The sequence below is a fragment of the Methyloversatilis sp. S146-33 genome (genome assembly GCF_059552495.1).
Map to the genome: position 1 here is coordinate 1 of NZ_JCANOT010000022.1, position 25,867 is coordinate 25,867.

The following is a 25,867-nucleotide window of genomic DNA, read 5'->3' on the forward strand; positions in this document are numbered from 1 at the left end:
CGAAGCCCGCGGACCGCAACGGCCGCGTCGCGCCCAAGGCCGCTCCCACAAGCGACGCGCCTGACCCGCGGCCCGAGCCAGAGCGCTGGTTTTGTGGGAGGGGTCTTCTGACCCCGACGGCGGCTTGGAGGACCGCAAAGGTTGCGTCGCGGTCAGAAGACGGCTCCTACAGGGGTGGTGCGCCGGATCTACGACCGGAGCCTGGGCGAGGATTCTGTGGGAGGGGTCTTCTGACGCCGACAGCGGCTTGGATCGAAGCCGGCGGACCGCTGCGGCCGCGTCGCGGTCAGAAGTCCGCTCCTACAGGGGTGGGGCGCCGGATCCACGACCGGAGCCTGGGCGAGGATTCTGTGGGAGGGGTCTTCTGACCCCGACAGCGGCTTGGATCGAAGCCGGCGGACCGCTGCGGCCGCGTCGCGGTCAGAAGACCGCTCCTACAGGGGTGGTGCGCCGGATCCACGACCGGAGCCTGGGCGAGGATTCTGTGGGAGGGGTCTTCTGACCCCGACAGCGGCTTGGATCGAAGCCGGCGGACGGCAGCGGCCGTGTCGCGGTCAGAAGACCGCTCCCACAGGGGAGGCACCTGAGACGCGAGCCGATCCCGGGCGAGGATTCTGTGGGAGGGGACTTCTGACCCCGACTGCGGCTTAGATCGAAGCCGGCGGACAGCAACGGCGGCGTCGAGGCCAAGGCCGCTCCCACAAGGGTCGCGTCTGACCCGCGGCCCGAACTGCGCATTTGTGGGAGCGAGCTTGCTCGCGATTGCGGCCCCCGCGCCAACGCCGGCCAGTTGGCCGGCGTTCCCCCTCCCCGCCTGTGGACGGTCAGAGAGGGGCGGAGAGATCAACGCGGCAGAGTGGTCGAACCCATGAGGAACTGGTCAACTTCACGGGCGCATTGACGGCCCTCGCGACAACACCGGCCGGTCGGCCGGTGTTCCCCACTCCCCCGAAGTGCGTTCGCGAGGGCTGTGGGAGGCTTACCGCGGCAGCGTGGTAGTGCCCATCAGGAACTGGTCAACTTCACGAGCGCACTGACGGCCTTCGCGAATCGCCCACACCACCAGCGATTGCCCGCGGCGCATGTCGCCGGCGGCGAATACCTTGGGCACGTTGGTGGTGTAGCAGCCTTGACCGTCGGTAGTGGCGCGGGCGTTGCCGCGGCCGTCCTTCTCGACGCCGAAGCTTTCGATGATGCTGCCGGCCGGGCTGACAAAGCCCATCGCGAGCAGTACGAGGTCGGCCTTCAGCAGTTGCTCGGTGCCGGCCACCTCCTGCATGCGACCGTCCTTCCACTCGACGCGCACGGTTTTCACCTGAGTGACCTTGCCGTTCTCACCGATGAATTCCTTGGTGGCGATCGCCCAGTCACGCTCGCAGCCTTCTTCGTGGCTGGACGAGGTGCGCAGCTTGATCGGCCAGTAGGGCCATACCAGCGGCTTGTTCTCCGACTCCGGCGGCTGCGGCATCAGTTCGAACTGGATGACGCTGGCGGCGCCGTGACGGTTAGAGGTGCCGACGCAGTCGGAACCGGTGTCGCCGCCGCCGATCACGACCACGTGCTTGCCGGTGGCCATGATCTGGTCGGGCACGGTGTCGCCGGCAACGACGCGGTTCTGCAGCGGCAGGAAGTCCATCGCGAAATGCACGCCGGCCAGTTCGCGGCCGGGCACCGGCAGGTCGCGCGGCTGTTCAGCGCCACCGGCGAGGATGACGGCGTCGAACTCGGCCTTCAGCTGATCCGGGCTGACCACGGTCGCGGCGTCGCTGTGCACCGGCGAACCTTCGGGCAGCGGGCCGACCTGCACGCCGGTGCGGAAGGTGACGCCTTCTGCTTCCATCTGCGCGATGCGGCGGTCGATGTGCGACTTTTCCATCTTGAAGTCGGGGATGCCGTAGCGCAGCAGACCGCCCACGCGGCTGTTCTTTTCGAACACGGTCACGTCGTGACCGGCGCGCGCCAGTTGCTGCGCGGCGGCCATGCCGGCCGGGCCGGAGCCGACAACCGCGACCTTCTTGCCGGTCTTCGTCGCCGGCGGCTGCGGCACGACCCAGCCGTTCTCCCAGGCCTTGTCGATGATGGCGTGCTCGATCGACTTGATGCCCACCGCGTCGCTGTTGATGTTCAGCGTACAGGCGGCTTCGCACGGCGCCGGACAGATGCGGCCGGTGAATTCCGGGAAGTTGTTGGTCGAGTGCAGCACCTCGATCGCCTGCTTCCAGTCCTGGCGGTAAACCAGATCGTTGAAGTCGGGGATGATGTTGTTGACCGGGCAGCCGCTGTTGCAGAACGGGATGCCGCAGTCCATGCAGCGCGCGCCCTGGATCTTCGCTTCCTCGTCGCTCAGGTGGAGCACGAACTCCTTGTAGTTGCGCACGCGCTCGGCGACCGGCAGCGAAGCTTCGGACAGACGCTGGTACTCAAGAAAACCGGTGGACTTTCCCATGTTCGATTCTTTTCCTGTTACTTGGCCATCGCTGCAGCAGGCGCATCCGCCTTGGCAGCCATTTCACGCAGCGCGCGGCGGTACTCGACCGGCATCACCTTGACGAACTTGCCACGGGCATTCGCCCAGTCGGCAAGGATGTCGGCGGCACGCTTCGAGCCCGAGAAGGCAGCGTGACGCGCGATCAGGCGACGCAGAATGGCTTCGTCGCTCATCGTCAGGTGGTTGATCGCAGCCTCGCCGATGATGTCGTCGTCCGACTCGTCAGCCAGGTCACCGCTGATCACATCCAGCTCGACCATCGACATATTGCAGCGCTTGGCGAAGCTGCCGTCCTCGTCATAGACGTAGGCGACGCCGCCCGACATGCCGGCAGCGAAGTTGCGACCGGTCTGGCCGAGCACGACCACGGTGCCGCCGGTCATGTATTCGCAGCCGTGGTCACCGGTACCCTCGACCACCGCGATGGCGCCCGAGTTGCGCACGGCGAAACGCTCGCCGGCCACGCCGCGGAAGTAGCACTCGCCTTCGGTCGCACCGTAGAGCACGGTGTTGCCGACGATGATGTTCTTCTCCGATGCGCCGCGGAATGCGTCCGACGGCTTGATCACGATGCGGCCGCCGGACAGGCCCTTGGCGACGTAGTCGTTGCCCTGGCCGGTCAGTTCCAGCGTGATGCCGCGCGCGATGAAGGCGCCGAAGCTCTGACCGGCGGTGCCGCTGAGCTTCACCATGATGGTGTTGTCGGGCAGGCCCTTGTGGCCGTAACGCTTGGCAACTTCGTGCGACAGCATGGTGCCCGCCGTGCGGTTCACATTGGTGATCGGCGATTCGACCACCACCGGCTTGCCGGTTTCGATGGCGTCCTTCGCCTTGGCGATCAGGCTGTGGTCGAGCGCGCGGTCGATGCCGTGGTCCTGCGTTTCGCTGTGCAGGCGCGACACTTCGGCCGGAACCGGCGGCATGTAGAAGATGCGCGAGAAGTCGAGGCCGCGCGCCTTCCAGTGTTCGATGCCGGCACGGGTGTCGAGCAGGTCGGCGCGGCCGACCAGATCGTCGAACTTGCGCACGCCCATCGAGGCCATCAGTTCGCGCACTTCTTCGGCGACGAAGAAGAAGTAATTGACCACGTGTTCTGGCTGGCCGGTGAACTTCTTGCGCAGCACCGGATCCTGGGTGGCGACGCCGACCGGGCAGGTATTCAGGTGGCACTTGCGCATCATGATGCAGCCCTCGACCACCAGCGGTGCGGTGGCGAAGCCGAATTCGTCGGCGCCGAGCAGCGCACCGATCAGCACGTCGCGGCCGGTCTTCATCTGGCCGTCGGCCTGCACGCGGATGCGGCCACGCAGGCGGTTCAGCACCAGGGTCTGCTGGGTTTCGGCCAGGCCGAGTTCCCACGGCGTACCGCAGTGCTTGATCGACGAAATCGGGCTGGCACCGGTGCCGCCGTCATGGCCGGCGATCACCAGGTGGTCGGCCTTGGCCTTGGACACGCCGGCGGCCACGGTACCGACACCGATTTCCGACACCAGCTTGACCGAGATCGACGCGGTCGGGTTGGAGTTCTTCAGGTCGTGGATCAGCTGCGCCAGATCCTCGATCGAATAGATATCGTGGTGCGGCGGCGGCGAAATGAGACCGACGCCCGGCACCGAGTGGCGCAGGAAGCCGATGTATTCCGACACCTTGTGGCCGGGCAGCTGACCGCCCTCGCCCGGCTTGGCGCCCTGGGCCATCTTGATCTGGATCTGGTCGGAATTGGCCAGGTATTCGGCGGTGACGCCGAAACGGCCGGACGCGACCTGCTTGATCTTGGAGCGCAGCGAATCGCCCTTCTTCAGCGGCAGCGCGACTTCGACGCGCGACGAGCCGATCAGCTTGTCGAGCGTGGTGTCTTCGGTCACCGGGTTGAAGCGGATCGGGTCTTCACCGCCCTCGCCGGTGTTCGACTTGCCGCCAATGCGGTTCATCGCGATGGCCAGCGTGGTGTGCGCTTCGGTCGAGATCGAGCCGAGCGACATCGCGCCAGTGGCGAAGCGCTTGACGATTTCGGTCGCCGGCTCGACTTCCGACAGCGGCACCGGTGCGCCCGCCGGCTTGATGTCGAACAGACCGCGCAGCGTCATGTGACGCTTGGTCTGGTCGTTGATGATTCGGGCGTATTCCTTGTACGTGTCGTACTTGTTGGTACGCGTCGAGTGCTGCAGCTTGGCGATCGCGTCCGGCGTCCACATGTGCTCTTCGCCGCGGATGCGGAAGGCGTATTCGCCGCCGGCATCGAGCGCATTGGCCAGCACCGGGTCATTGCCGAAGGCCTGGGCGTGCGTGCGCAGCGCCTCTTCGGCCACTTCCTGCAGGCCGATGCCTTCGACCTGGGTGGCGGTGCCGGTGAAGTAGCGGGCGACGAAGGCCGAGTTGAGGCCGATCGCTTCGAAGATCTGCGCGCCGCTGTAGGACTGGTAGGTCGAAATGCCCATCTTGGACATGACCTTGTTCAGACCCTTGCCCACCGCCTTGATGAAGCGCTTGGACGCGTCCTTGGTCGACAGACCGGACGGCAGCTCATTCGAGATTTCGGCGATGGTGTCGAACGCCAGCCACGGACAGATCGCTTCGGCGCCGTAACCGGCGAGCAGCGCGAAATGGTGGGTTTCACGCGCCGAACCGGTATCGATCACGAGGCCGGTCAGCGTGCGCAGGCCCTTGCGCACCAGGTGGTGGTGCACGGCCGACGTGGCCAGCAGCGCCGGGATGGCGACGCGATCGCGCGAAGCGGCGCGGTCGGACAGGATGACGATGTTGAAGCCGTCGGCCACCGACTTTTCGGCCGCTTCCTGCAGGCGCTTGATCGCCCCTTCGCAGGCCGCGGCGCCGTCAGCCGCCGGGTAGGTGATGTCGAGCACCAGCGAACGGTACTTGCCGCCGGTCAGGCGTTCGATGTCGCGCAGGCGCAGCACGTCTTCGTTGGTGAGCACCGGCTGGGTGACTTCCAGGCGCGGCGTCAGGCCGTCTTCGTTGTCGGCCACACCCATCAGGTTCGGGCGCGGACCGATGAAGGAGGCGAGCGACATCACGATCTCTTCGCGGATCGGGTCGATCGGCGGGTTCGTGACCTGGGCGAACAGCTGCTTGAAGTAGGAATACAGCGGCTTGTTCTTGTCCGACAGCACCGGCAGCGCGGAGTCGTTACCCATCGAGCCGATGGCTTCTTCGCCGCCGGCCGCCATCGGCGCCAGGATGAACTTGATGTCTTCCTGCGTGTAGCCGAAGGCCTGCTGCGTATCGAGCAGGGTTTCGCTGCGCTCGGTTGCGTACTTGATCTCTTCCAGTTCGGTCAGGAAGAAACGCGAATCGGTGATCCACTTGTCGTACGGGTATTCGGTGGACAGCTCGTGCTTGAGCGCGGCGTCCTCGATGATCGCGCCCTTTTCCAGGTCGATCATGAACATCTTGCCCGGCTGCAGACGCCACTTCTGCACGATGCGCTCGTCCGGAATCGGCAGCACGCCCATTTCCGAGGCCATCACGACCATGTCGTCGTCGGTGACCAGGAAGCGCGCCGGGCGCAGGCCGTTGCGGTCCAGCGTGGCGCCGATCTGGCGGCCGTCGGTGAAGGCCACAGCGGCCGGGCCGTCCCACGGCTCCATGATGGCGGCGTGGAACTCGTAGAAGGCGCGACGCTCTTCGTCCATCAGCGGATTGCCGGCCCAGGCTTCGGGGATCAGCATCATCATGGCGTGGGCGAGCGAGTAGCCGCCCATTACCAGCAGTTCGAGCGCGTTGTCGAACGAGGCCGAATCGGAGCCGCCTTCGACGATGAGCGGCCACAGCTTGTCGAGATCGTCGCCGAGCGCGGCCGACTTCATCGACTTCTGACGCGCTTTCATCCAGTTGATGTTGCCGCGCACGGTGTTGATTTCACCGTTGTGGGCAATCATGCGGAAGGGGTGAGCCAGATCCCAGGTCGGGAAGGTGTTGGTCGAGAAGCGCTGGTGTACCAGCGCCAGCGCGGACTGCGCGCGCGCGTCCTGCAGGTCGAGGAAGTACTCGCCGACCTGATGCGCCAGCAGCATGCCCTTATATACAAGGGTGCGCGAAGACAGCGACGGAATGTAGAACTGCTTCACGTCGGCCAGCTTGAGCGCGCGCACTGCGTGCTCGACACGCTTGCGCACGACGAACAGCTTGCGTTCGAAAGCGGTCTGGTCGGCCACGGCATCGGGGCGGGCGATGAACACCTGGCGCATCTGCGGCTCGATGGCACGCGCTGCTTCGGCCAGGATGCTGCTGTCGCGCGGAACGTCGCGCCAGCCGAGGAAGGTCAGGCCTTCTTCGTGGATGATGCGCGCCACGACCGACTCACAGGCGGCACAGCCATTGGCCGATTGCGGCAGGAAAACGGTGCCACAGGCGTAGTCGCCTGCGGGCGGCAGCGTGATGCCGATCTTCGCGGCCTCGGCGCGCATCAGCGCATCGGGCATCTGGATCAGAATGCCGGCGCCATCGCCGAGCAGCGGGTCGTAACCGGTTGCGCCACGGTGATCGAGGTTCTTCAGGATCAGCAGACCCTGTTCGATGATGTCGTGCGATTTGCGATTCTTGATGTTCGCAACGAAACCCACACCACATGCATCACGCTCGTTTTCGGGGTCGTACAGACCCTGAGTATGGGGAAGACCCATTGCTTTCGTCCTCGAAACTCGTTTGCCAACCGCGCGCGGCATCGCTCTGATCGCTCGCCACTGCGGGAATTCGCACCGCCGCATCCACGAAAAAGCCGGTTTCCGCGGTCATCCTCTGAAGGGGATTTGGCGGGCACCGGCTCGGGTGGCCTCGCCGACTCGTCGGTGAGACCGGCACAGGCACTTTGGGGGTGGACGACGGAGTATAAAACCTTGATCCGCTACGTACAACACCCGTGCGGCGGCGCATCAAACAGCGCCGACCGACGGGGTCAGATCTCGCCGACCGCGAACAGGCGGCGATGCTCGCGCATCGCGTAACGGTCGGTCATGCCGGCAATGTAGTCGGCGATGGCACGCGGCTTGTCGTCGCGGGCCATGAGTTGGTATTGCGGCGGCAGCAGGCGCGGATCGTCCATGAAGGCGCCGAACAGCTCGGCAATGATGCGGCGCGCCTTGGCCGTCATGCGCAGCACCTGATAGTGACGGTACAGATTGTCGCGCAGGAACTGCTTGAGCTTGAGCTGCTCGGCCCGCATCGTTTCGCTGTAGGCAACCAGCACCGGGCCGGCGCGTACGTCGTCGATGGAACGCGGCGCGACGGCCTCGATGCGCCCCGTCGTTTCCCCCACCAGATCAATCACTTGCGCATTGATCATGCGGCGGATCGCTTCGTGGATCAGGCGCCGGCCCGCGATCTGCGGGTACAGATCGACCACCTCGCGCCGGAAGCGGGCGAAGATCGGCACCTCCTCCAGCTGTTCCAGCGTGATCAGGCCGGAGCGCAGGCCGTCGTCGACGTCGTGATTGTTGTAGGCGATTTCGTCGGCCAGATTGCAGATCTGCGCCTCGATGGTGGGCTGCGTGCGGTCGAGGAAGCGCTGGCCCAGTTCGCCCAGTTCGCGCGCACGCGCCGGCGAACAGTGCTTGAGGATGCCTTCGCGCGTTTCAAAGGTGAGGTTCAGGCCATCGAAGGCGCCGTAGCGCTCCTCCAGCAGATCGACCGTGCGCAGACTCTGCAGGTTGTGCTCGAAACCGCCGTAGTCGCGCATGCATTCGTTCAGCGCGTCCTGACCGGCGTGGCCGAAAGGCGTGTGGCCGAGGTCGTGGGCAATCGACACCGCCTCGGCCAGATCTTCATTCACCCGCAGGGCGCGGGCGATCGAGCGCGCGATCTGCGCGACCTCGATGCTGTGCGTGAGCCGGGTGCGGAACAGATCGCCTTCGTGATTGACGAAAACCTGGGTCTTGTACTCGAGCCGGCGGAAGGCCGTGCTGTGCACGATGCGATCGCGGTCGCGCTGGAACTGGCTGCGCCCGTGGGGCGAATCTTCCGGGAAACGGCGTCCGCGCGAATTGTCGTCGCAGGCTGCGTAGGGTGCGAGCTCAGGCATTTGCGCAGCAGTGCTCGATGGACGCAGCAATGTCGGCCACCGCAGCATCGCCATACACGACGGCCTCGCCGATGCGCTTGAGCAGCACCAGGCGCAACTTGCCGGCCTCGACCTTCTTGTCGTGCGACATCAGTTCGAGGTAGCGCTCTACGCCCAGCTTCGGTCCGCGCAGCGCCAGACCGGCGGATTCGTGGATGCGGTGGATGCGCGCGACGTCGTCGTCGTTCAGCCAGCCGAGCCGACGCGACAGTTCGGCCGCCATCAGCGTGCCGGCCGCAACTGCCTCACCGTGCAGCCACTCGCCGTAGCCGAGACCGGTTTCGATGGCGTGGCCGAAGGTGTGGCCGAGGTTGAGGTGGGCGCGCACGCCGGCTTCGGTTTCGTCCTCGATCACCACCTCCGCCTTGTTGCGGCAGGAGCGCTCGATGGCGAAGGCCAGCGCCTCGGTGTCGCGCGCCAGCAGGCGCGGCATGTTGATTTCGAGCCAGTCGAAGAACTCGCGATCGCGGATCAGACCGTACTTGATCACTTCGGCCAGACCGGCCTTGAGTTCGCGGTCGGGTAAGGTGTCCAGCGTGTCGATGTCGGCCAGCACCAGCTTGGGCTGATAGAAGGCGCCGATCATGTTCTTGCCGAGCGGATGGTTGATCGCGGTCTTGCCGCCGACCGACGAATCGACCTGGGACAGCAGCGTGGTCGGCACCTGGATGAAGGGCACGCCTCGCTGGTAGGTTGCCGCGGCGAAGCCGACCATGTCGCCGATGACGCCGCCGCCGAGCGCGATCAGCGTGGTCGAGCGCTCGACGCGGGCGCCGAGCAGCGCGTCGAAAATGAGGTTCAGCGTCGGCCAGTCCTTGTGTGCCTCGCCGTCAGGCAGCACGACCAGCTGGCGGGCAACGCCGACCGAATCCAGAGCGTCGAGCACGCGCGCGGCGTACAGCGGCGCGACGATTTCGTTGCTGATGACCACAGCGCGCTTGCGCTTCAGTACCGACGCGAACAGATCGCCGCGGTCTATCAAACCACGACCGATATGGATGTCGTAGGCGCGCTCGTCGAGCGCCACGTTCAGGCTGCGCATCGGTTCAGGTATTCCCGTTCAAGTTTCCGCACGATGGACAGCGGGCTGCCCTGGCCGCTTTCGGCGATGAAATCGGCGACCTCACGGTACAGAGGGTCGCGCAGGCCATGAAGTTCGCGCACCCGGGCGCGCGGATCGTCGACCTGCAGCAGCGGCCGGTTGCGGTCGCCGCGGGTGCGCGACCACAGCACGTCGGGCGGTACGTCGAGATAGACCACCCAGCCACCGGCCTTCAGATTCTGCCGATTCACCGGATCGAGCACCGCACCGCCGCCAGTGGCCAGCACCAGCCCGGTTTCGTGCGCCAGCGCCTCGATGGTCGCTGCCTCGCGCCGGCGAAAGCCGGCTTCGCCCTCGATCTCGAAGATGGTCGGAATGCTGACGCCGGTGCGCGCCTCGATCTCGTGATCGCAGTCGACGAAGCGTTTGCGCAGCCTGCGCGCGAGCTGACGCCCGACGGTCGTTTTGCCGGCGCCCATCATGCCGACCAGAATAATGTTGTCGCTATGTTCCACCGGCCGGATTCTAGCAGCGCAAAAAGAAAGCGGCCCCGTCGCCGGGGCCGCCTGGTGCCAAGTCGATGAGCCCGCTCAGCGCAGCGTCAGATTGTCGCTGACGATGCGCGGCGTCACGAAGATGAGCAGTTCGGCGCGGTTGTCGCGGGTTTCCGTGCTGCGGAACAGGAAGCCGACGTAAGGCAGATCGCCGAGGAAAGGCACGCGCGTCTGCGTGCGACGCTCGTCCTGCGTGTAAATACCGCCGATGACCACCGTGCCGCCGTTCTCAACCAGCACGTCGGTCTTGACGTGCTTGGTGTCGATGGCCACGCCAGAGCCGGTCGAGAGTTGGGTGTTCGGCGTGTCCTTGTTGATGTCGAGCGCCATCTGCACCCGACCGTCCGGGGTGATCTGCGGCTTCACCTGCAGCTTGAGGTTGGCCTTGCGGAAGGACACGCTGGTCGCGCCCGAACTGGTCGCCTGCTGGTACGGAATTTCAACACCCTGCTCGATCAGCGCCTCGTTCTGGTCGGAGGTCATGACGCGCGGGCTGGAAATCACCTTGCCCTTGCCGTCCTGTTCGAGTGCCGACAGTTCGAGGTTCAGGAAACGGGTCGCCGCCGAATTGAACAGCACGAAGGACAGTTGGCCCGGCGTGCGCGGAGTGATGTTGTTTGCACGCAGATTCGTGCTCAACGAATCGGTCAGGAAGTTCGGCTGGGTCTGCACCTGACCGGTCTGGAAACCGGTGGCCGCCGCGGAACCACCGATATTGAGACCCGCGCGACCCAGCTGCACCGAACCTGCGGCCGTCTGGTTGATACCGAGACGCGCGCCGAGGTTCTTCGCGAAGTCCTCGTTCGCTTCGACGATACGCGCTTCGATCAGGACCTGACGGGTCGCCACGTCGAGCTCGATCAGGATGCGGCGGATGTCTTCGAGTCGCGACGGAATGTCGGTCACGATGAGCTTGTTGGTGCGCGTGTCCATCACGATCGACCCACGCTTGGACAGGAAGCGCTTGTCCTTGTCGTCGAGGATGGATTTGTACAGGACTTCAGCCTTGTGATAGTTCAGCTGGAAGGTTTCAGTGCGCAGCGGCTCAAGCTCGCTCACCTGCTGCTGGCTTTCGAGCGCCAGCTTTTCCTTCGCCGTCAGCTCGTCGCGCGGTGCGATCCAGATGACGTTGCCGGTCTTGCGCTTGTCCAGTCCCTTGGCGTCGAGAATGATGTCGAGGGCCTGGTCCCAGGGGACGTCCTTGAGTCGCAGCGTCAGCGAACCACCGACGGTGTCTGAGGTGATGATGTTGTTGTCGGTGAAGTCGGCGATCACCTGCAGCACCGAACGCACGTCGATGTTCTGGAAGTTCAGCGACAGTTTCTCGCCCTGGTAGCCCGGCTTGCTGCCCTGAACCAGCTTGTTCGGATCCTCGACCAGACGCTTCACTTCAAGAATGAACTGATTCTCGCTCTGGTAGGCGTTGTGCTCCCACAGACCGGTCGGGGTGACCGTGAGGCGGGTGTTGGCACCCGAGCGCACGACTTCCATCTGCGTGATCGGGGTGCCGAAGTCGGTCACGTCGTAACGCTTCAGGAATTCTTCAGCCACCGAGGCGCGCAGGAATTCGACCACCAGCTTCGTTCCCTGCTGGCGGATGTCGATGCCGGTGTTCGGATCCGACAGTTCGACCACGACGCGACCTTCACCGTCCTTACCGCGGCGGAAACCGACATTGCGCAGGGTCTGCGTACCTTCGTTCGCAGTCGGCTCGGCGAATCGGGACGTCTTGTCGGACTGGGCGACCGCCTCGGCATTCGTCGGCATCGCCAGGCTGATGTACAGGTCGCGCCCGGACAGCCGGGTATTGAAGGTGGACAGCTTGTTGAGGTTGAGCACCAGCCGCGTGCGGTCACCGACCTCGACGATGTTGAAGCTGCGCAGGTGCGCTTCGTTCAAGGTCTGGGACGAGCGGCCGAGCGCATTGCCGGTCGCCGGGAAGTCGAAGGCGATGCGCGCGGGCGACGCGACGCTGAAGTTGGCGGGCACCGTGGCCAGTTCCGACTTGGTCGTCACCTTGACCAGTACCTCCCCGCCCTGCTGCGACACCAGGATGGACTCGATGCTGTTCGGCTGAGCCTGGGCAACGGCAAGTGCCGGTATCGAAGCGACGGCGAGCGCGCACAGCAGGCCGGCGAGTTTGCGGACGAAATTCATTTCTTTGCCTCCTGCTCCTGCAACTGGAGCGTACTGGTACGTTCGACCCATTCGCCGTCCGCGTCCTGAACGATTTCCTTCAAGGTGATGCCATCGCCGGATATCGACGTGATGACACCGAAGTTCTGACCCATGTAATTGCCGCTGCGCACGCGATGCAAGGTCGTGTCCGCCTTGATCAGCGCGTAGGTGACCCGCCCCTGTTCGAGCAGACCGACCATGGCCAGCGTATCGAGCGGGTACTGCTCCAGCGGCTCCTTGCGCCGGTCGAGGTCAGGCGTGATGCCCCCGCCACCACCGCCGCCCTTCTTCCGCTCCGGTTCGATCTTCTGCACGCTGAACGGATCGAGCAGATTGCCCGCTTCGTAGGCAACGATGATCGACGGCTTGATTTCCGGCAGCGGCTTCACTTGCCCCTTCAGGCCCTGCGTGTTCTCTTCCATCCAGGCCCGCAGATCCTCGTGGTTCTCGCCGTCGCAGCCCGCCAGCGCCAGCGCGGCCGCCAGCATCGTCAGGAGGCGCTTCATTTGTTGCCTCCCTTGGCCTTGTCGGCCTTCGCCTTCTTGATGCGGGCGATCTCTTCGTCGTCGAGATAGCGGTAGGTCGTCGCCACGGCGTCCATCTTCAGACCGTCCTTGGTGGAATCGATGACGATGGATCCGAGTGTCACGATGCGCGAGAGCTTGGCGACGTCGCCGGCAAAGTTGCCGAGGTCGTGATAGCCGCCGGTGACGCGGATGGTGATCGGCATTTCGGCGTAGAAATCCTTGACCGCTTCGCCACCCGGCTTCCAGGTTTCGAACTGCAGGCCGCGGCTCAGACCGGCCTGACTGATATCGACCAGCAGCGATTCCATCTCGGCCTTGTTCGGCAGCTGCTTGAGCAGCGCGCCGAAGGACTTGTCGATGTCGGCCAGCTGCTGCTGGTACTGCTCGAGATTCACCGCCTGACGCTTCTTGTTAAGCCACTCGTCCTTCAGCGTCTGTTCCTCGAGTCGCTTCTGTTCGAGCTCGACGCGCAGCGGATCCCACAGGAACCACCAGCCCGCGGCCAGCGTTGCGACCAGCACACCCAGCAGGACCGCAGCCTTCGGCGCGGTGGCCCAGTTGCCGACGTCCTTCGGGTCGAGATTCTTGAAATCGTCCGCGATGCGCGTGAAATCGATCTGGGGCATCTGGATCTGCTTCATGTCTTGCGCCCCTTCGTCGTCTTGCTGTCGGCCTCGTCCACTGCGCGCGTGATGAACAGATCGAGGCTGAATTCGTTCATGCGGCGCTTGTCGACGGTCGCGCCCTTGATTTCGATGAGGGTCGGGCGCTCGAGCAGTGGCGACGATTCCAGATTCCGCATCAGGCTCGACACCCGCGCGTTCGATTGCGCGTACCCGACCAGATTGATCTTGTTCGCCTGCTGCGAAACCTTCTTGATATAGACGCCTTCCGGCACGTTCTTCGCGAGTTCGTTGAACAGGCCGACCGCTTCCGACCGGTTGCCCTGCAGCGACTCGATCACCCGCTTGCGCTGCAACAGCGCGTCGGTCTGCTCGCGCAGCCGCTTGATCTCGTCGATCGACTTGTCGAGCGCAGCGATTTCGGTCTTCAGGAAGGCGTTCTTCTCGTCCTGCGCCGACACGTAACCGCTGATGATGCCGTTGCCGAGCGCCACGATGAGACCGCCGAGCACCAGCGTCAGGCCGGTCAGCGCATAGAACTGCTGGCGCCGCGCCTTGCGCTTCTCCTCGCGATGGGGAAGAAGGTTGATGCGAATCATGCGTCGAACCTCCTGAGCGCAAGGCCGCAGGCCACCAGCAGGGACGGCGCGTCCTGGCTGAGACGCTTGGCGGTGACCGTCTGCGACAGCTGCATGTCGACAAAGGGGTTCGCGATACGGGTTTCGACCTGGGTGCGGTTGGCAACCACTTCGTCCAGGCCGGGGATGACCGAGCACCCGCCGGCGAGCACGATGTGGTCGACGCTGTTGTACTGCGTCGAGGTGAAGAAGAACTGCAGCGCACGCGACACCTCAAGCGCGAGGTTGTCCATGAAGGGGCGCAGCAGGTCGTTCTCGTAGTTTTCAGGCAGCGTGTTGGTGCGCTTGGCGGCTTCGGCCTCTTCCGGGCTCATGCCGTAATTGCGCATGATGTCTTGCGTCAGCTGGTAGCCGCCGAACGCCTGCTCGCGCGAATAGACCGGCTGGTCGTTGCGCAGGATGATCACGTTCATCACGTTGGCGCCGACGTCGACCAGCACGATGTTGGTGTCCTTGCCGCCGTCCGGCAGCTGCTTCTCGACCAGTTCGAATGCCGCCTGTGCCGCGTAGGACTCGACGTCGACCACGACTGCGCGCAGGCCGGCCGCTTCAGCCACCGCGACGCGGTCCTCGACCTTTTCCTTGCGCGAGGCGGCGATCAGCACCTCGACCTCGTCCGGGTTGCCGGGCGCCGGGCCGACCACCTGGAAATCGAGATTCACCTCGTCGAGTTGGAAAGGGATGTACTGATTGGCTTCCGACTCCACCAGCACCTCGAGCTCCTGCTCGCGCTGATTGGCCGGAACGATGATCTTTTTCGTGATGACGGCCGCCGCCGGCAAGGCCAGCGCGACATTGCGCGTCGACGTGCCCATGCGCTTCCACGCCCGACGCACGGCGTCGGCAACGTCTTCGAGCTTGGCGATGTTGCCATCCACCACCGAATCGCGCGGGAGGTTCTCGATGGCGTAGCGCTCGATGCGGTGCTCGCCCTTCGCTGTCCGGGACAGCTCGACCAGCTTGACCGCCGAGGACGACACGTCCAGCCCCATCAGGGGACGCGCTCCCGGGTTAAATACCGACAGGTCGAAAGCCAAGCTTTTTCCTTTTAAGACAGTGAATTAGGCCCAATACGCACAAATTACATTAAGATGCTAGCAGCAAGGTATCGACAAGTAAACAAATTTTGGGTAGGCGTAACGAGAAGCTTCACACGGTCGGGCGGCTATACTTTCGCCCTCAAACCCCCTCCGGAAACCCATCCTCTTGCTCTCCAAATTCCGCTGGCTGCTCTACCCGTTGACCGCCCTCACCGGCCTCGCACTGATCGGCGCGGCCCTCGCGCTGATCGTCGTACTGCTCGCCTACCCGCAGCTGCCGTCGCTGGACATCCTGACCGACTACCGGCCGAAGATTCCGCTCCGCGTCTACAACGCCGACGGCCAGCTGATCGGCGAATTCGGCGAAGAACGCCGCTCGGTCGTACCGATCGAGCAGGTGCCGGACGCGCTCAAGCACGCCATCATTGCCGCCGAGGACGAACGCTTCTACCAGCACTCGGGCATCGACTACATGGGCATCGCCCGCGCCGCGCTGGCCAATCTGACCAGCGGCGGACGCAGCCAGGGCGCCAGCACCATCACCATGCAGGTGGCGCGCAACTTCTTCCTGTCAAGCGAACGCACGCTGCGCCGGAAAGTCTATGAAGCCCTGATGGCGTTCAAAATCGAGAACAGCCTGACAAAAGACCAGATACTCCAGCTCTACATCAACCAGATCTATCTCGGTCAGCGCGCCTACGGTTTTGCTGCCGCTTCCAGAGCCTATTTCGGCAAAAACCTGAAGGACATTAGCGTCGCCGAAGCAGCGATGCTCGCCGGCCTGCCGAAAGCGCCTTCCAAGTACAACCCGGTGGTGAACCCGAAGCGCGCAGCACTGCGCCAGTCCTACGTGCTGCGGCGCATGCAGGAACTGGGCTACATCGACGAAGCGACGCGCGCTCGCGCGGTCGAGGAAGAGCTCGTCGTGCGTCGCGACAGCAGCACCGCCAGCGGGCCGAAACCGGCGGATTTCGTCGCCGAAATGGCGCGCCAGATGGCGGTCGAGCGCTTCGGCGAGAACGCCTACTCACTCGGCCTGCGCGTGGTCACGACGATACGGCGCGCCGACCAGGACGCCGCCATCGAGGCCGTCCGCAAGGGCGTGTTCGACTACGACCGCCGGCACGGCTATCGCGGCGCGGAATCCTTCGTCGACATGAAGGACGTCGGCGCCGACGACGACGAACTGCTCGACGATCTGCTGCAGGACGTGCCGGACGCGGTCGGTCTGCACGCTGCGGTCGTGCTCGCTGCCAGTCCGACCGCGGTGAAGGTCTACAAGCGCGGCGGCGAAGTGCTCAACCTGGGCGCGGACGCGATCAAGTTCGCCAAGGCGATGCTGGACGACAAGGCGCCGCCGGCGCGCAAACTGCGGCGCGGCGCGGTCGTGCGCGTGATGCAGGACGCCAAGCTCGGCTGGACGCTGGCGCAGATGCCCGAGGTCGAGGCGGCGCTGGTCGCCATCGACAGCGACGACGGCGCTGTGCGCGCACTGGTCGGCGGTTTCGACTTCAATCGCAGCAAGTTCAACCACGTCACCCAGGGCTGGCGTCAGCCGGGCTCGGCGTTCAAGCCCTTCATCTACTCGGCGGCGCTGGAGAAGGGTTACGGGCCTGCCACCGTGGAAGAGGACACGCCACTGGTGGTCTCGGCTGGCGAAACCGGCAGCCAGAGCTGGCAGCCGAAGAACTACGACGGCAAGTACGACGGCCCGATCTCGCTGCGCACCGCACTGGCGAAGTCGAAGAACATGGTGTCGATCCGCATGCTGCGCTCAATCGGCCCGCGTTACGCGCAGGACTATATTTCACGCTTCGGATTCGACGCCGCGCGCCACCCGCCCTACCTGACGATGGCGCTCGGCGCCGGGTCGGTCACCCCGTGGCAGATGGCGTCCGCCTACGCCGTATTCGCCAACGGCGGCTACCGGGTCGAGCCCTATGTGGTGAGCGAGATCACCGACAGCGAGGGACGCGTGCTGGCGCGCTTCACGCCGCGCAAGGCCGGCGACGAGGGTTTGCGCGTCATCGACGCGCGCAACGCCTACCTGATGGACAGCATGATGCAGGACGTCGTGCGCCGCGGAACCGCCACCCGCGCGCTGGCCCTCAAGCGCGGCGACCTCGCCGGCAAGACCGGCACCACCAACGACTATCTCGACGCCTGGTTCTGCGGCTACCAGCCCTCGCGCGTCACGGTCGCCTGGATAGGTTTCGACAACCCGCGCACCCTGGGTCGTGGCGAAACCGGTGGTTCAGCAGCGCTGCCGATGTGGGTGGATTACATGCGTCACGCACTGAAGGACGTGCCCGAACAACGGCTGCCGCTGCCCGACGGCCTGATCAGCATCGATGCCGGCGAGGACAGCAAGGGCAACCCGCGCACCGACCTGATGTACCAGGAACATCTGCCACCGCCGCCCGAGTCGCTGCCGGAAGAGCCGGAAACGCCGGCTTCGGAGGGCGAGTTGCAGCCCGGCCCGCCGCCGCAGTCGCCGGCACCGATTCCGACACCACCGCGCTCGCCGACCGGCCACATCGTACCGAGCGAGTCGCGACTGACGGTGCCGGATACGCTCAGCCGCGCAGCTTCACCGGCTCGCCCGCCTGCTGGCTGAGCAGTTCTTCCAGTGCCTGCATCAGTTCCTTGCCGTCGCGCGTGCCTATCCAGCGGCCGCCGTCGGCACGGAAGTGGAAGCCGCCCGAGCGCGCCGCCACCCAGATTTCCTGCGCGACGCCGTGCCGGTTGATCACCATTTTCGAACCGTCATCGAACTCCAGTTCCAGCACGCCGCCGGCCTGCAGTTCGTAGTCGATTCCGGCGCCGCTGCGTTCGATGGCCTGCTCGATCGCAGCCAGCGTCGCATCGGCCAATTTGTTAAATTCACTTTCGTTCATATTCCGGCCATCCGACATGTTTTCCAGCCCGCTCGTGCGCATCGCCGCACTGACCCTGACGCTCGCCGCCTGCGGCACCAAGGGACCGTTGACGCTGCCGCCCAAGCAGGGCGCCCAGCCGGCGGCCGCGAAGCCCGCGTCCGCACCTGCTCCGCAAGATACTAACAAGGGCGACAAGCAATGAAGCATTTCGAAACCCGCGACGGCGCGCTGTACGCCGAAGGCGTCGCACTCGAGCGCATTGCCGCCGAGTACGGCACGCCTACCTTCGTCTACAGCCGTGCGGCGCTGACCGAGGCGCACGCTGCCTACGCCGAAGCATTGTCCGGCCGCGACGCCATGCTGTGCTACGCGGTGAAATCGAATTCCAACCTGGCGATCATGAATGTGTTCGCGCGGCTGGGCACCGGCTTCGACATCGTGTCCGGCGGCGAGCTGGCGCGCGTGATCGCGGCGGGCGGCGAGCCGGGCAAGGTGGTGTTCTCCGGCGTCGGCAAGACGCGCGACGAAATGCGCGCCGCGCTGACGCACGGCATCTACTGCTTCAACGTCGAATCGGAAGCCGAACTGCACCGGCTGGCCGAAGTGGCCGGCAGCCTCGGCAAGCGCGCGCCGATCGCGCTGCGCGTGAATCCGGACGTCGACCCGAAGACCCACCCCTATATCTCCACCGGCCTGAAGTGCAACAAGTTCGGCGTGCCCATCGCCGACGCACACCGCATCTACCTCGACGCGGCGAAGCTGCCGCAGCTGGAGATCCGCGGCATCGCCTGCCACATCGGCTCGCAGCTGCTGGACCCGGCGCCGGTGGCCGAAGCGGCCGCCAAGGTGGTGGCGCTGGCCGAAGCGCTGAACCGCGACGGTATCGAACTGCGTCACCTCGACCTCGGCGGCGGCCTCGGCATCCGCTACGACGACGAGAACGTACCGGCAACACGTGACTATCTGGCGCCGCTGCTGGCCGTGCTGGCCGGCCGCAAGGAGCGGCTGCTGCTCGAACCCGGCCGCTCGCTGGTCGGCAACGCCGGCGTACTGCTGTCCAAGATCGAATACCTGAAGCGCGGCGAGGAACGCAATTTCGCCATCATCGACGCAGCGATGAACGACCTCGCCCGTCCGGCGCTGTACGACGCCTTCCACCGCATCGCCGAAGTGCGCCCGCGCGGCCAGGCGGACACCTACGACGTGGTCGGCCCGGTGTGCGAAAGCGGCGACTTCCTTGGCCGCGCGCGCGAACTGGCGGTCGAACCGGAAGATCTGGTCGCCATCTTCTCAGCTGGCGCCTACGGCATGACCATGAGCTCGAACTACAACACGCGGCCGCGCGCCGCCGAAGTGATGGTCGATGGCGACAAGGTGCACCTGATCCGCGCGCGCGAGCGCATCGCCGACCTCTACGCCGGCGAACGCCTGCTGCCGTGAGCCACGAGGACGACGCCGCGCGCGAACGGCTGCGGCTCGACAAGTGGCTGTGGGCGGCGCGCTTCTTCAAGACGCGCACGCTGGCCTCCGACGCCATCGACGCCGGCCGCATCCAGTTGAACGAGGCGCGCGCCAAGCCGTCGCGCGAGGTGCGCATCGGCGACCGGCTGGACATCCAGACCGGCGAAGTGCGCTACACGGTGATCGTGCAGGCGCTGTCCGGCAAACGCGGCCCGGCCGAAGAGGCGCGCACGCTTTACGAAGAGACCGCCGACAGCATTGCGCGGCGCGAAGCGGAACGCGAACGGCGCCGACTTGCTCCGGAACCGTCACACATGCTGCACGGACGGCCCACCAAGACCCAGCGGCGTGAAATCGACCGCATGCGCGCTAAACTTCGCGGCGGCTGAGCCTTGCGCGCCAACGAATTGAGAACACTGTCAAAAGGAATCGAACCATGTCCGAACGTATCGTGATGAAGGTTGGTGAAGCCACCGTCTTCGCCAAGGAAGGTCAATACACCGACGCCATGCCGGAAATCGTCATCGGCTCGATCGACGGCCCGGTCGGCCAGGCCTTCGCCCAGATGATGGGCCAGACCGCCGGTCACACCCGCATGCTGGCCGTGCGCGACTGCAACCAGATGGCCAAGCCGGCCACCATGATGGTGCCCAAGGTCACGATCAAGAATTCGCGCACCGTCGAGCTGCTCGGCGGCGTGGTGCAGTCGGCCACCGCTGACGCGGTCGTCGACTGCGTGTCGGAAGGCATCATCCCGAAGGAACTGGTGGACGAACTGGTCATCATCGACCTGGTGTGGCTGGACCCGAATGCAGTCAAGGATCCCAACCTGGACATGAAGGATCTGTACCGCACCAACTACGAAGCAACCAAGATCGCGATACAGCGAGCAATGACCGGCAAGCCGACGATCGACGAGCTGATCGCCAACCGCCACAAGATCAAGCACTGCATGTACGACCCGGAAGCCTGATCCCGCGCAAAGCCACAGCCAAAGCCCCTGCCAGCCGCAGGGGCTTTTGTTTTTGTGCAATCGAAACGAAGGGCAACACGACCTTGTCTTGATGCACGGGGCCATCCAGAATGAATGAGCCCGAGACCAGCGCGGGCTCACGGAGGATGGCCGATGGATATCCGTACCGATGGCACAACGGCGCACGATGCTCCGCCGATGCCGCAGATGAACGACGACGCCTTCCGCCGCGTCGTCGAGTACGCCCCCAGCGCGATGGTGCTGGTCGATGGCCGCGGCATGATGGTGATGGTCAACGAGCAGACCGAAAGACTGTTCGGCTACCCGCGCACCGAACTGATCGGCCGCTCGGTCGACATGCTGGTGCCATCGGCCGCACGTGCTCACCACGCGGACTTCCGCCACAGCTTCCTTTCATCACCCAGCCCACGACCGATGGGTGGCGGTCGTGACCTGTTCGCCTGCCGCGCCGACGGCAGCGAATTCCCGGTCGAGATCGGTCTGAATCCGATGGACACCGGCGAAGGTGTCATGGTGCTGGCATCCATCGTTGATATCACCGAGCGACGCCGCGCCCAGCAGGTGCTGGAACAGGCGCTGCAGGAAAAGACGGTGCTGCTTAACGAAGTACACCACCGGGTCAAGAACAATCTGCAGGTCATCACCAGCCTGCTCAACCTGCAGGCCAACAATGTCGACGACCCGCGCGTGCGCGACATCCTGAACGAGAGCCAGAACCGCGTGCGGGCGATGGCACTGACCCATCAGCTGCTGTACGAGCGCAAGGACTTCTCGCGCATGGACCTCGGCGACTACCTCGACCGTCTGGCCCAGTTGCTGCGCGGTGCATATCGCAGCAGCGCGAGCGGCGTCGAGCTGCAGCTGGAACGCCCGGCGCAGCCGGTGTACCTAGATCTTGAACGCGCCATCCCGTGCGGGCTGGTGGTGAACGAACTGGTCACCAATGCCTTCAAGCACGCCTTCCCCGCCCAGCGCACCGGCATCATCACCATTTCGCTGCACAGCTGCGACGAGCGGCTGACGCTGGGCGTGCGCGACGACGGTGTCGGCCTGCCGGCGGGTTTCGACTTCGACGCCGTGAAGTCGCTCGGCCTGCAGCTGGTGCCCTTGCTGATAGATCAGCTGCACGGCGAACTGCAGATGGTGCGCGACGGAGGCGCCAGCTATCTCATCACCTTTCCGGCAGCCCTTCCCGCACGAGGTACGACATGAACGCACCGCTTCCGATCAATCTGATGCTGGTCGAGGACGAACGCGTGATCGCTTTCGACCTGAAGAACCAGCTGCAGTCCTTCGGCTACAAGGTCGGCGCGGTGCTGGCCAGCGGCGAGCAGGCGGTGCGCAAGGTCGGCGAAGTGGCGCCCGATCTGGTGCTGATGGACATCCACCTTGAAGGCCCGCTCGACGGCATCGACGCGGCACTGCAGATCCAGTCGCAGCATCGCGTACCGGTTGTCTTCCTGACCGCCTACGCCGAGGACGACACGCTGCGCCGCGCGCTCGAATGCCGCCCCTTCGGCTATCTGGTCAAGCCGTGCGAGGCGCGCGAGCTGCACGCGACGATACAGATGGCGCTGGCGCGTCGCGAGGTCGAGGTGCTCGTGGAGCGCAGCGAACAGCTGTTCAAGCAGGCGCTCGATGCCGCCTCGCTCGGCGTGATCGAGTGGCAGGGCGATTCGATGCAGCTGCACGGCGACGGCCACTTGCGCAGCCTGTTCGGCGACCGCCCGGTCCCGCTGGACGAATCGTGGAATCTCTTTCTGTCGCGCGTCGATGCCGGCGATCGCGAGCGCGTGTCGGCGGCGCTGAACGCGGCACTGCAGCGCGGCGATCCGGTGCGCATCGAATTCCGTACCGTAGGCAATGGTGGCGCACGCAATCTGGAAGCGCACGCGCGTGCTTATGGCGATCCGGCGGGCGAGCGGCGCATCGTCGGCATCCTGCAGGACGTGACGCAACGCCGGCGCGACGAGGAGCGCCTGCGCCAGTCCAGCGTCGTGTTCCACACCACGGCCGAAGCCATCGTGATCGCCGACGCGCGTCGGCGCATCGTCGCGGTCAATGCTGCCTACACACGCATCACCGGGCACGACGAGGCCCAGGTACTCGGCCTTGACCCCGACGCGGTGCTGGGAACCGGCCACGGCGACGATTTCTATGCGGCGCTGGCCGCCCCCTCTGGCACCGGCTACTGGCAGGGCGAGGTGCTGTGCCAACGCGCGTCTGGCGACAGCTTCCCTGCCTGGGAGAGCATCAGCGCCGTGCGCAACGACAACGGCACGGTCACCCATTTCGTCGCCGCCTTCTCCGATTTCAGCGCCATCCATCAGGCGGAGGAGAAGCTGAATCATCTGGCGCATCACGACGCGCTCACCGGCCTGCCCAACCGCCTGCTGTTCGACGACCGTTTCGAGCGCGCCATCGAACAGGCACGTCGTGCGCAGCAGCGCTGCATCCTGCTCTTCCTCGACCTCGACAGCTTCAAGGGTGTGAACGACACGCTGGGCCATGGCGTCGGCGACGAGTTGCTGCGCGCGGTGTCGGTCCGGCTGCGTGAGGCGCTGCGCCGCAGCGACACGCTCGCCCGCCTCGGCGGCGACGAATTCGTCGTGCTCACCGGCAGCGCACAGCCCGAAGAGGCCTCGCATCTGGCGATGAAGCTACTCGGTGCGCTGCGTGACCCGTTCGACCTCGGTGGCGAGCAGATTCGCATCACCGGCAGCATAGGCATCGCCGTGTTCCCCGATCACGGCACCGACCGCAACGTGCTGATGCGCGCGGCAGACATCGCGATGTACTCGGCCAAATCGCAAGGACGCAACCGCTATCAGTTCTTCACGACCGACATGTCGGAGCGCACACAGGAACGCATGCATATGGAGCAGGGCCTGCGTCGCGCAATCGACAACAACGCGCTGGAGGTGCACTACCAGCCCCAGCTCCGGCTGTCCGACGCGCACGTGATCGGCGTCGAGGCGCTGGTGCGCTGGCCGCATCCGGAACTGGGCATGATTTCGCCCGCCCGCTTCATTCCGGTCGCCGAAGAGAGCGGCATCATTGAAACGCTGGGCATGTGGGTACTGCGCCGCGCCTGCCATGACATCGTCGGCCTGCCGGACAACGACGGGCGACAGATGCGCCTCGCCGTCAACGTGTCGGTCAGGCAGTTCATGCGCGAGGATTTCGTCGCCCACGTGCTGGAGGTGCTGACCGAAACAGGCTTCCCGGCCGAATCGCTGGAACTCGAAATCACCGAGTCCACGTTGCAGGTGATCGAACACAGCGCGGGCATACTCGACGCGCTGAAACGTCTGGGCGTCTCGATCAGCATCGACGACTTCGGCACCGGCTACTCGTCGCTGAGCGTACTGCGCGGCCTGCCGATAGACCGCATCAAGATTGACCGTTCATTCATCATCGACCTGACAGAGAGCGACGACGCCCGTGCAATGATAGAGGCCATGCTGGCGCTGGGTCGCTCGCTGCGCATGACCACCATCGCCGAAGGCATCGAGCTGTCGGAACAGGCTGAACTGCTGCTGCGGCTCGGGTGTTCGGAGGGTCAGGGCTATCTGTTTGCCCGCCCGATGTCGGCGAGCCAGCTGCGGCAATCTCTGGTAAATCCGCCCGACAAATCCTAGACGGCCTCGACCGCGTCAGCCGGCAGTCCGTCGAGATGACGGCGCAGGATGCGGTAGTGGTCATAGTCGAAGCGCGCGTCGCGCTGCAGTGGCGCCACGTCGTCGCTGCCCTCCGGCGCGCTGCCCAGATAGCACCAGTGCGCCAGCCAGTGCCGGTCGCCACGCTCGGCGCCCGGACGGCGCTCGCGCACCGCCACGGCGTCAGGCCACGGCCAATCGGGCATGCGCAGGCCGTCGAGTGCACTCATCAGACGCATATCGTGCTGCTGCGGATCTTCACGTCCGCAGCAGACACCGCGGCAGCGCTTGATCTGCACATTGACGCAGGCGGCGGTGCGCCGCTCGTAGCCCTGCAGACCGATGCGCTTCGGGCACAGCTGCCAGGCGGTGGCCAGTTCGCGCAGTGTGGTCAGACAGTCGCGGCGGGAACGAAAGGGGCCATACAGCCCCGCCAGCTGACGCGGCGTGACGCGGTCGAGATCGACCAGCGTCAGCGCTGCTTCGCCGGCCGCCACCTCGTTGCCGGGACCGCCGCGCAGCGCCAGCGCCACCGCGGGACCACCGGCCCGCAACTGCTTGTTGTACAGCGGCTGCAACTGCTTCACCAGCTTCGCTTCGAGCAGCAGAGCACCGAGTTCTCCCGCTGTCTCGACCCAATCGACGCGCTTCGTCTCGCGCAGCATGCGCGCCGCCTGTCCGCCCTTGTGCGAACCGGTGAAGTGCGCCAGCACGCGCGAACGCAGGTTACGGCTCTTGCCGATGTAGAGCGGCAGCTCTGCCGGCGCCGGCAGCAGATCTGTCGACTCCGGCGCGGCACCGTAGAACAGGTAGACGCCGGGCGCCTCCGGCACGTCGTCGAGCGCGCCCGGTGTCATGCCGGGCGGCGCGGCGGCGGTGCGCCCGGCCTTCTCCATCGCCGGAGCGATCACCGCCGGCGGAAAGTCGCGCGCGACGATGTCGAGAAAGTCGCGCACCAGTCGCGCGTCACCGATGGCGCGGTGGCGGGCATCGCAGACCAGCCCGAAGCGCTCCATCAGCGCGTCCAGCCCGTGGCGCGGAAAGTGCGGATAGAGCGCGCGCGACAGCTTGACCGAGCACAGCACACGCGGCGCGAAATTCAGGCCGACGCGGGCGAACTCGTTGCGCAGGAAGCCGTGGTCGAAGCGCGCGTTATGCGCCACGAACAGGCGGTCGTGCAGCAGCGCTGCCAGTTCCTGCGCGATCTCGGCGAAGCGCGGCGCACCGGCGACCATGCTGTCGGTGATGCCGGTGAAGCGCTGGATGGACAGCGGAATCGACACGCCCGGATTGACCAGGCTGGACCACTCGCGCCGCTGCGGCCCGTCGATCAGCACGACGCCGACCTCGGTCACACGGTCGGCGCGCGGGTCGCCCCCTGTCGTTTCAAGGTCGACGATGGCCAGCGGCTGATCGAACACGCTCATGCGATGGTCGCCACCCTGCGCGCCGGCTCAGCGGCGCAGCGCACGGGGCAGCCAGAAAAAGGACGTCGCGGCTTCAGTGCGCGTCGGTGGGCGTCAGGTCGGTCTGGTAGGGATAGGGCTTCTGCGCGACGCGTGCCTCGTTGAAGCGGCGCTGCGCCTCGAAGTCCTGCGGCTTGTCCCACCACAGCGCGCGGCCGCGGCGTTGTTCTTCGATCTGCTCCGGGTGCTTTTCGAGGTATTCGCGCATGAAGCGCGTGTGATCGGATTCGTAATCAGCCAAT

General features: G+C 65.4%; 20 protein-coding genes. 7 read left to right on the top strand and 13 right to left on the bottom strand.

Annotation, left to right across the window (positions count from 1 at the left end; genetic code table 11):
- Positions 1-979: 979 nt before the first annotated feature.
- The 10 genes from AC51BJ_RS07590 to AC51BJ_RS07635 all read right to left on the bottom strand — a co-directional run bounded on the left by AC51BJ_RS07590 (position 980) and on the right by AC51BJ_RS07635 (position 15,163).
- Positions 980-2,446: a glutamate synthase subunit beta gene (locus tag AC51BJ_RS07590; protein WP_496279814.1), complete on the bottom strand. Its 1,467-nt coding sequence runs from the start codon at positions 2,444-2,446 to the stop codon at positions 980-982.
- A 17-nt stretch (positions 2,447-2,463) separates the two neighbouring features.
- Positions 2,464-7,131, bottom strand: coding sequence for a glutamate synthase-related protein (locus AC51BJ_RS07595; RefSeq protein WP_496279815.1), 4,668 nt, complete (start codon positions 7,129-7,131; stop codon positions 2,464-2,466).
- A 272-nt stretch (positions 7,132-7,403) separates the two neighbouring features.
- Complete coding sequence (locus AC51BJ_RS07600; RefSeq protein WP_496279816.1) at positions 7,404-8,525, bottom strand: deoxyguanosinetriphosphate triphosphohydrolase; 1,122 nt, start codon at positions 8,523-8,525, stop codon at positions 7,404-7,406.
- Positions 8,518-9,606, bottom strand: coding sequence for a 3-dehydroquinate synthase (gene aroB / locus AC51BJ_RS07605; RefSeq protein ID WP_496279817.1), 1,089 nt, complete (start codon positions 9,604-9,606; stop codon positions 8,518-8,520). Before aroB ends, AC51BJ_RS07600 begins: the two co-directional genes overlap by 8 nt.
- Complete coding sequence (locus AC51BJ_RS07610) at positions 9,594-10,121, bottom strand: shikimate kinase (RefSeq protein ID WP_496279818.1); 528 nt, start codon at positions 10,119-10,121, stop codon at positions 9,594-9,596. The genes aroB and AC51BJ_RS07610 overlap by 13 nt, the downstream gene beginning before the upstream one ends.
- Positions 10,122-10,196: 75 nt before the next feature.
- Complete coding sequence (locus AC51BJ_RS07615) at positions 10,197-12,317, bottom strand: type IV pilus secretin PilQ (protein ID WP_496279819.1); 2,121 nt, start codon at positions 12,315-12,317, stop codon at positions 10,197-10,199.
- Positions 12,314-12,844: a pilus assembly protein PilP gene (locus tag AC51BJ_RS07620; protein WP_019916499.1), complete on the bottom strand. Its 531-nt coding sequence runs from the start codon at positions 12,842-12,844 to the stop codon at positions 12,314-12,316. Before AC51BJ_RS07620 ends, AC51BJ_RS07615 begins: the two co-directional genes overlap by 4 nt.
- The gene (locus AC51BJ_RS07625; protein ID WP_496279820.1) at positions 12,841-13,506 is read right to left on the bottom strand and encodes a type IV pilus inner membrane component PilO; all 666 of its coding nucleotides are present in this window, start codon (positions 13,504-13,506) and stop codon (positions 12,841-12,843) included. The genes AC51BJ_RS07620 and AC51BJ_RS07625 overlap by 4 nt, the downstream gene beginning before the upstream one ends.
- On the bottom strand, positions 13,503-14,087 hold the full coding sequence (locus AC51BJ_RS07630; RefSeq protein ID WP_304006592.1) for a PilN domain-containing protein: 585 nt from the start codon (positions 14,085-14,087) through the stop codon (positions 13,503-13,505). The genes AC51BJ_RS07625 and AC51BJ_RS07630 overlap by 4 nt, the downstream gene beginning before the upstream one ends.
- Positions 14,084-15,163 (bottom strand): pilus assembly protein PilM, encoded by a 1,080-nt coding sequence (locus tag AC51BJ_RS07635; RefSeq protein WP_024300771.1) that lies wholly within the window; start codon positions 15,161-15,163, stop codon positions 14,084-14,086. Before AC51BJ_RS07635 ends, AC51BJ_RS07630 begins: the two co-directional genes overlap by 4 nt.
- Before the next feature lie 169 nt (positions 15,164-15,332).
- Between AC51BJ_RS07635 and AC51BJ_RS07640 the strand changes: the two genes are divergently transcribed.
- Positions 15,333-17,783, top strand: coding sequence for a penicillin-binding protein 1A (locus AC51BJ_RS07640; RefSeq protein WP_496279821.1), 2,451 nt, complete (start codon positions 15,333-15,335; stop codon positions 17,781-17,783).
- Here the strand turns inward: AC51BJ_RS07640 and cyaY are convergent.
- A complete protein-coding gene (gene cyaY / locus AC51BJ_RS07645) occupies positions 17,743-18,063 on the bottom strand; it encodes an iron donor protein CyaY (RefSeq protein ID WP_024300770.1) in 321 nt (106 codons plus the stop codon). The genes AC51BJ_RS07640 and cyaY overlap by 41 nt on opposite strands.
- A 16-nt stretch (positions 18,064-18,079) precedes the next feature.
- On the opposite strand from cyaY, the gene lptM reads away from it, so the two are divergent.
- The 6 genes from lptM to AC51BJ_RS07675 all read left to right on the top strand — a co-directional run bounded on the left by lptM (position 18,080) and on the right by AC51BJ_RS07675 (position 24,141).
- A complete protein-coding gene (lptM, locus tag AC51BJ_RS07650; protein WP_430435341.1) occupies positions 18,080-18,247 on the top strand; it encodes an LPS translocon maturation chaperone LptM in 168 nt (55 codons plus the stop codon).
- On the top strand, positions 18,244-19,485 hold the full coding sequence (gene lysA / locus AC51BJ_RS07655; protein WP_496279822.1) for a diaminopimelate decarboxylase: 1,242 nt from the start codon (positions 18,244-18,246) through the stop codon (positions 19,483-19,485). Before lptM ends, lysA begins: the two co-directional genes overlap by 4 nt.
- Positions 19,482-19,895 carry an RNA-binding S4 domain-containing protein gene (locus AC51BJ_RS07660; protein ID WP_496279823.1) on the top strand — a complete coding sequence of 138 codons (414 nt, stop codon included), beginning with the start codon at positions 19,482-19,484 and terminating at the stop codon, positions 19,893-19,895. The genes lysA and AC51BJ_RS07660 overlap by 4 nt, the downstream gene beginning before the upstream one ends.
- A gap of 47 nt (positions 19,896-19,942) precedes the next feature.
- Entirely contained in the window at positions 19,943-20,479 is a 537-nt protein-coding gene (fae, locus tag AC51BJ_RS07665; protein ID WP_019916488.1) for a formaldehyde-activating enzyme, read from the top strand.
- Between the two features lie 153 nt (positions 20,480-20,632).
- Positions 20,633-21,712 (top strand): sensor histidine kinase, encoded by a 1,080-nt coding sequence (locus tag AC51BJ_RS07670; protein ID WP_496279824.1) that lies wholly within the window; start codon positions 20,633-20,635, stop codon positions 21,710-21,712.
- Complete coding sequence (locus tag AC51BJ_RS07675) at positions 21,709-24,141, top strand: two-component system response regulator (protein ID WP_430435345.1); 2,433 nt, start codon at positions 21,709-21,711, stop codon at positions 24,139-24,141. Before AC51BJ_RS07670 ends, AC51BJ_RS07675 begins: the two co-directional genes overlap by 4 nt.
- Here AC51BJ_RS07675 and AC51BJ_RS07680 read toward each other — a convergent pair.
- Together AC51BJ_RS07680 and AC51BJ_RS07685 are read right to left on the bottom strand one after the other, a co-directional pair.
- Positions 24,138-25,586, bottom strand: a complete 1,449-nt coding sequence (locus tag AC51BJ_RS07680) for a 3'-5' exonuclease family protein (RefSeq protein WP_496279825.1) — start codon at positions 25,584-25,586, stop codon at positions 24,138-24,140. The two genes, AC51BJ_RS07675 and AC51BJ_RS07680, sit on opposite strands and share 4 nt — an antisense overlap.
- A gap of 73 nt (positions 25,587-25,659) precedes the next feature.
- Positions 25,660-25,866, bottom strand: coding sequence for a DUF3460 family protein (locus tag AC51BJ_RS07685; protein WP_020166086.1), 207 nt, complete (start codon positions 25,864-25,866; stop codon positions 25,660-25,662).
- Between the last annotated feature and the right edge of the window lies 1 nt (position 25,867).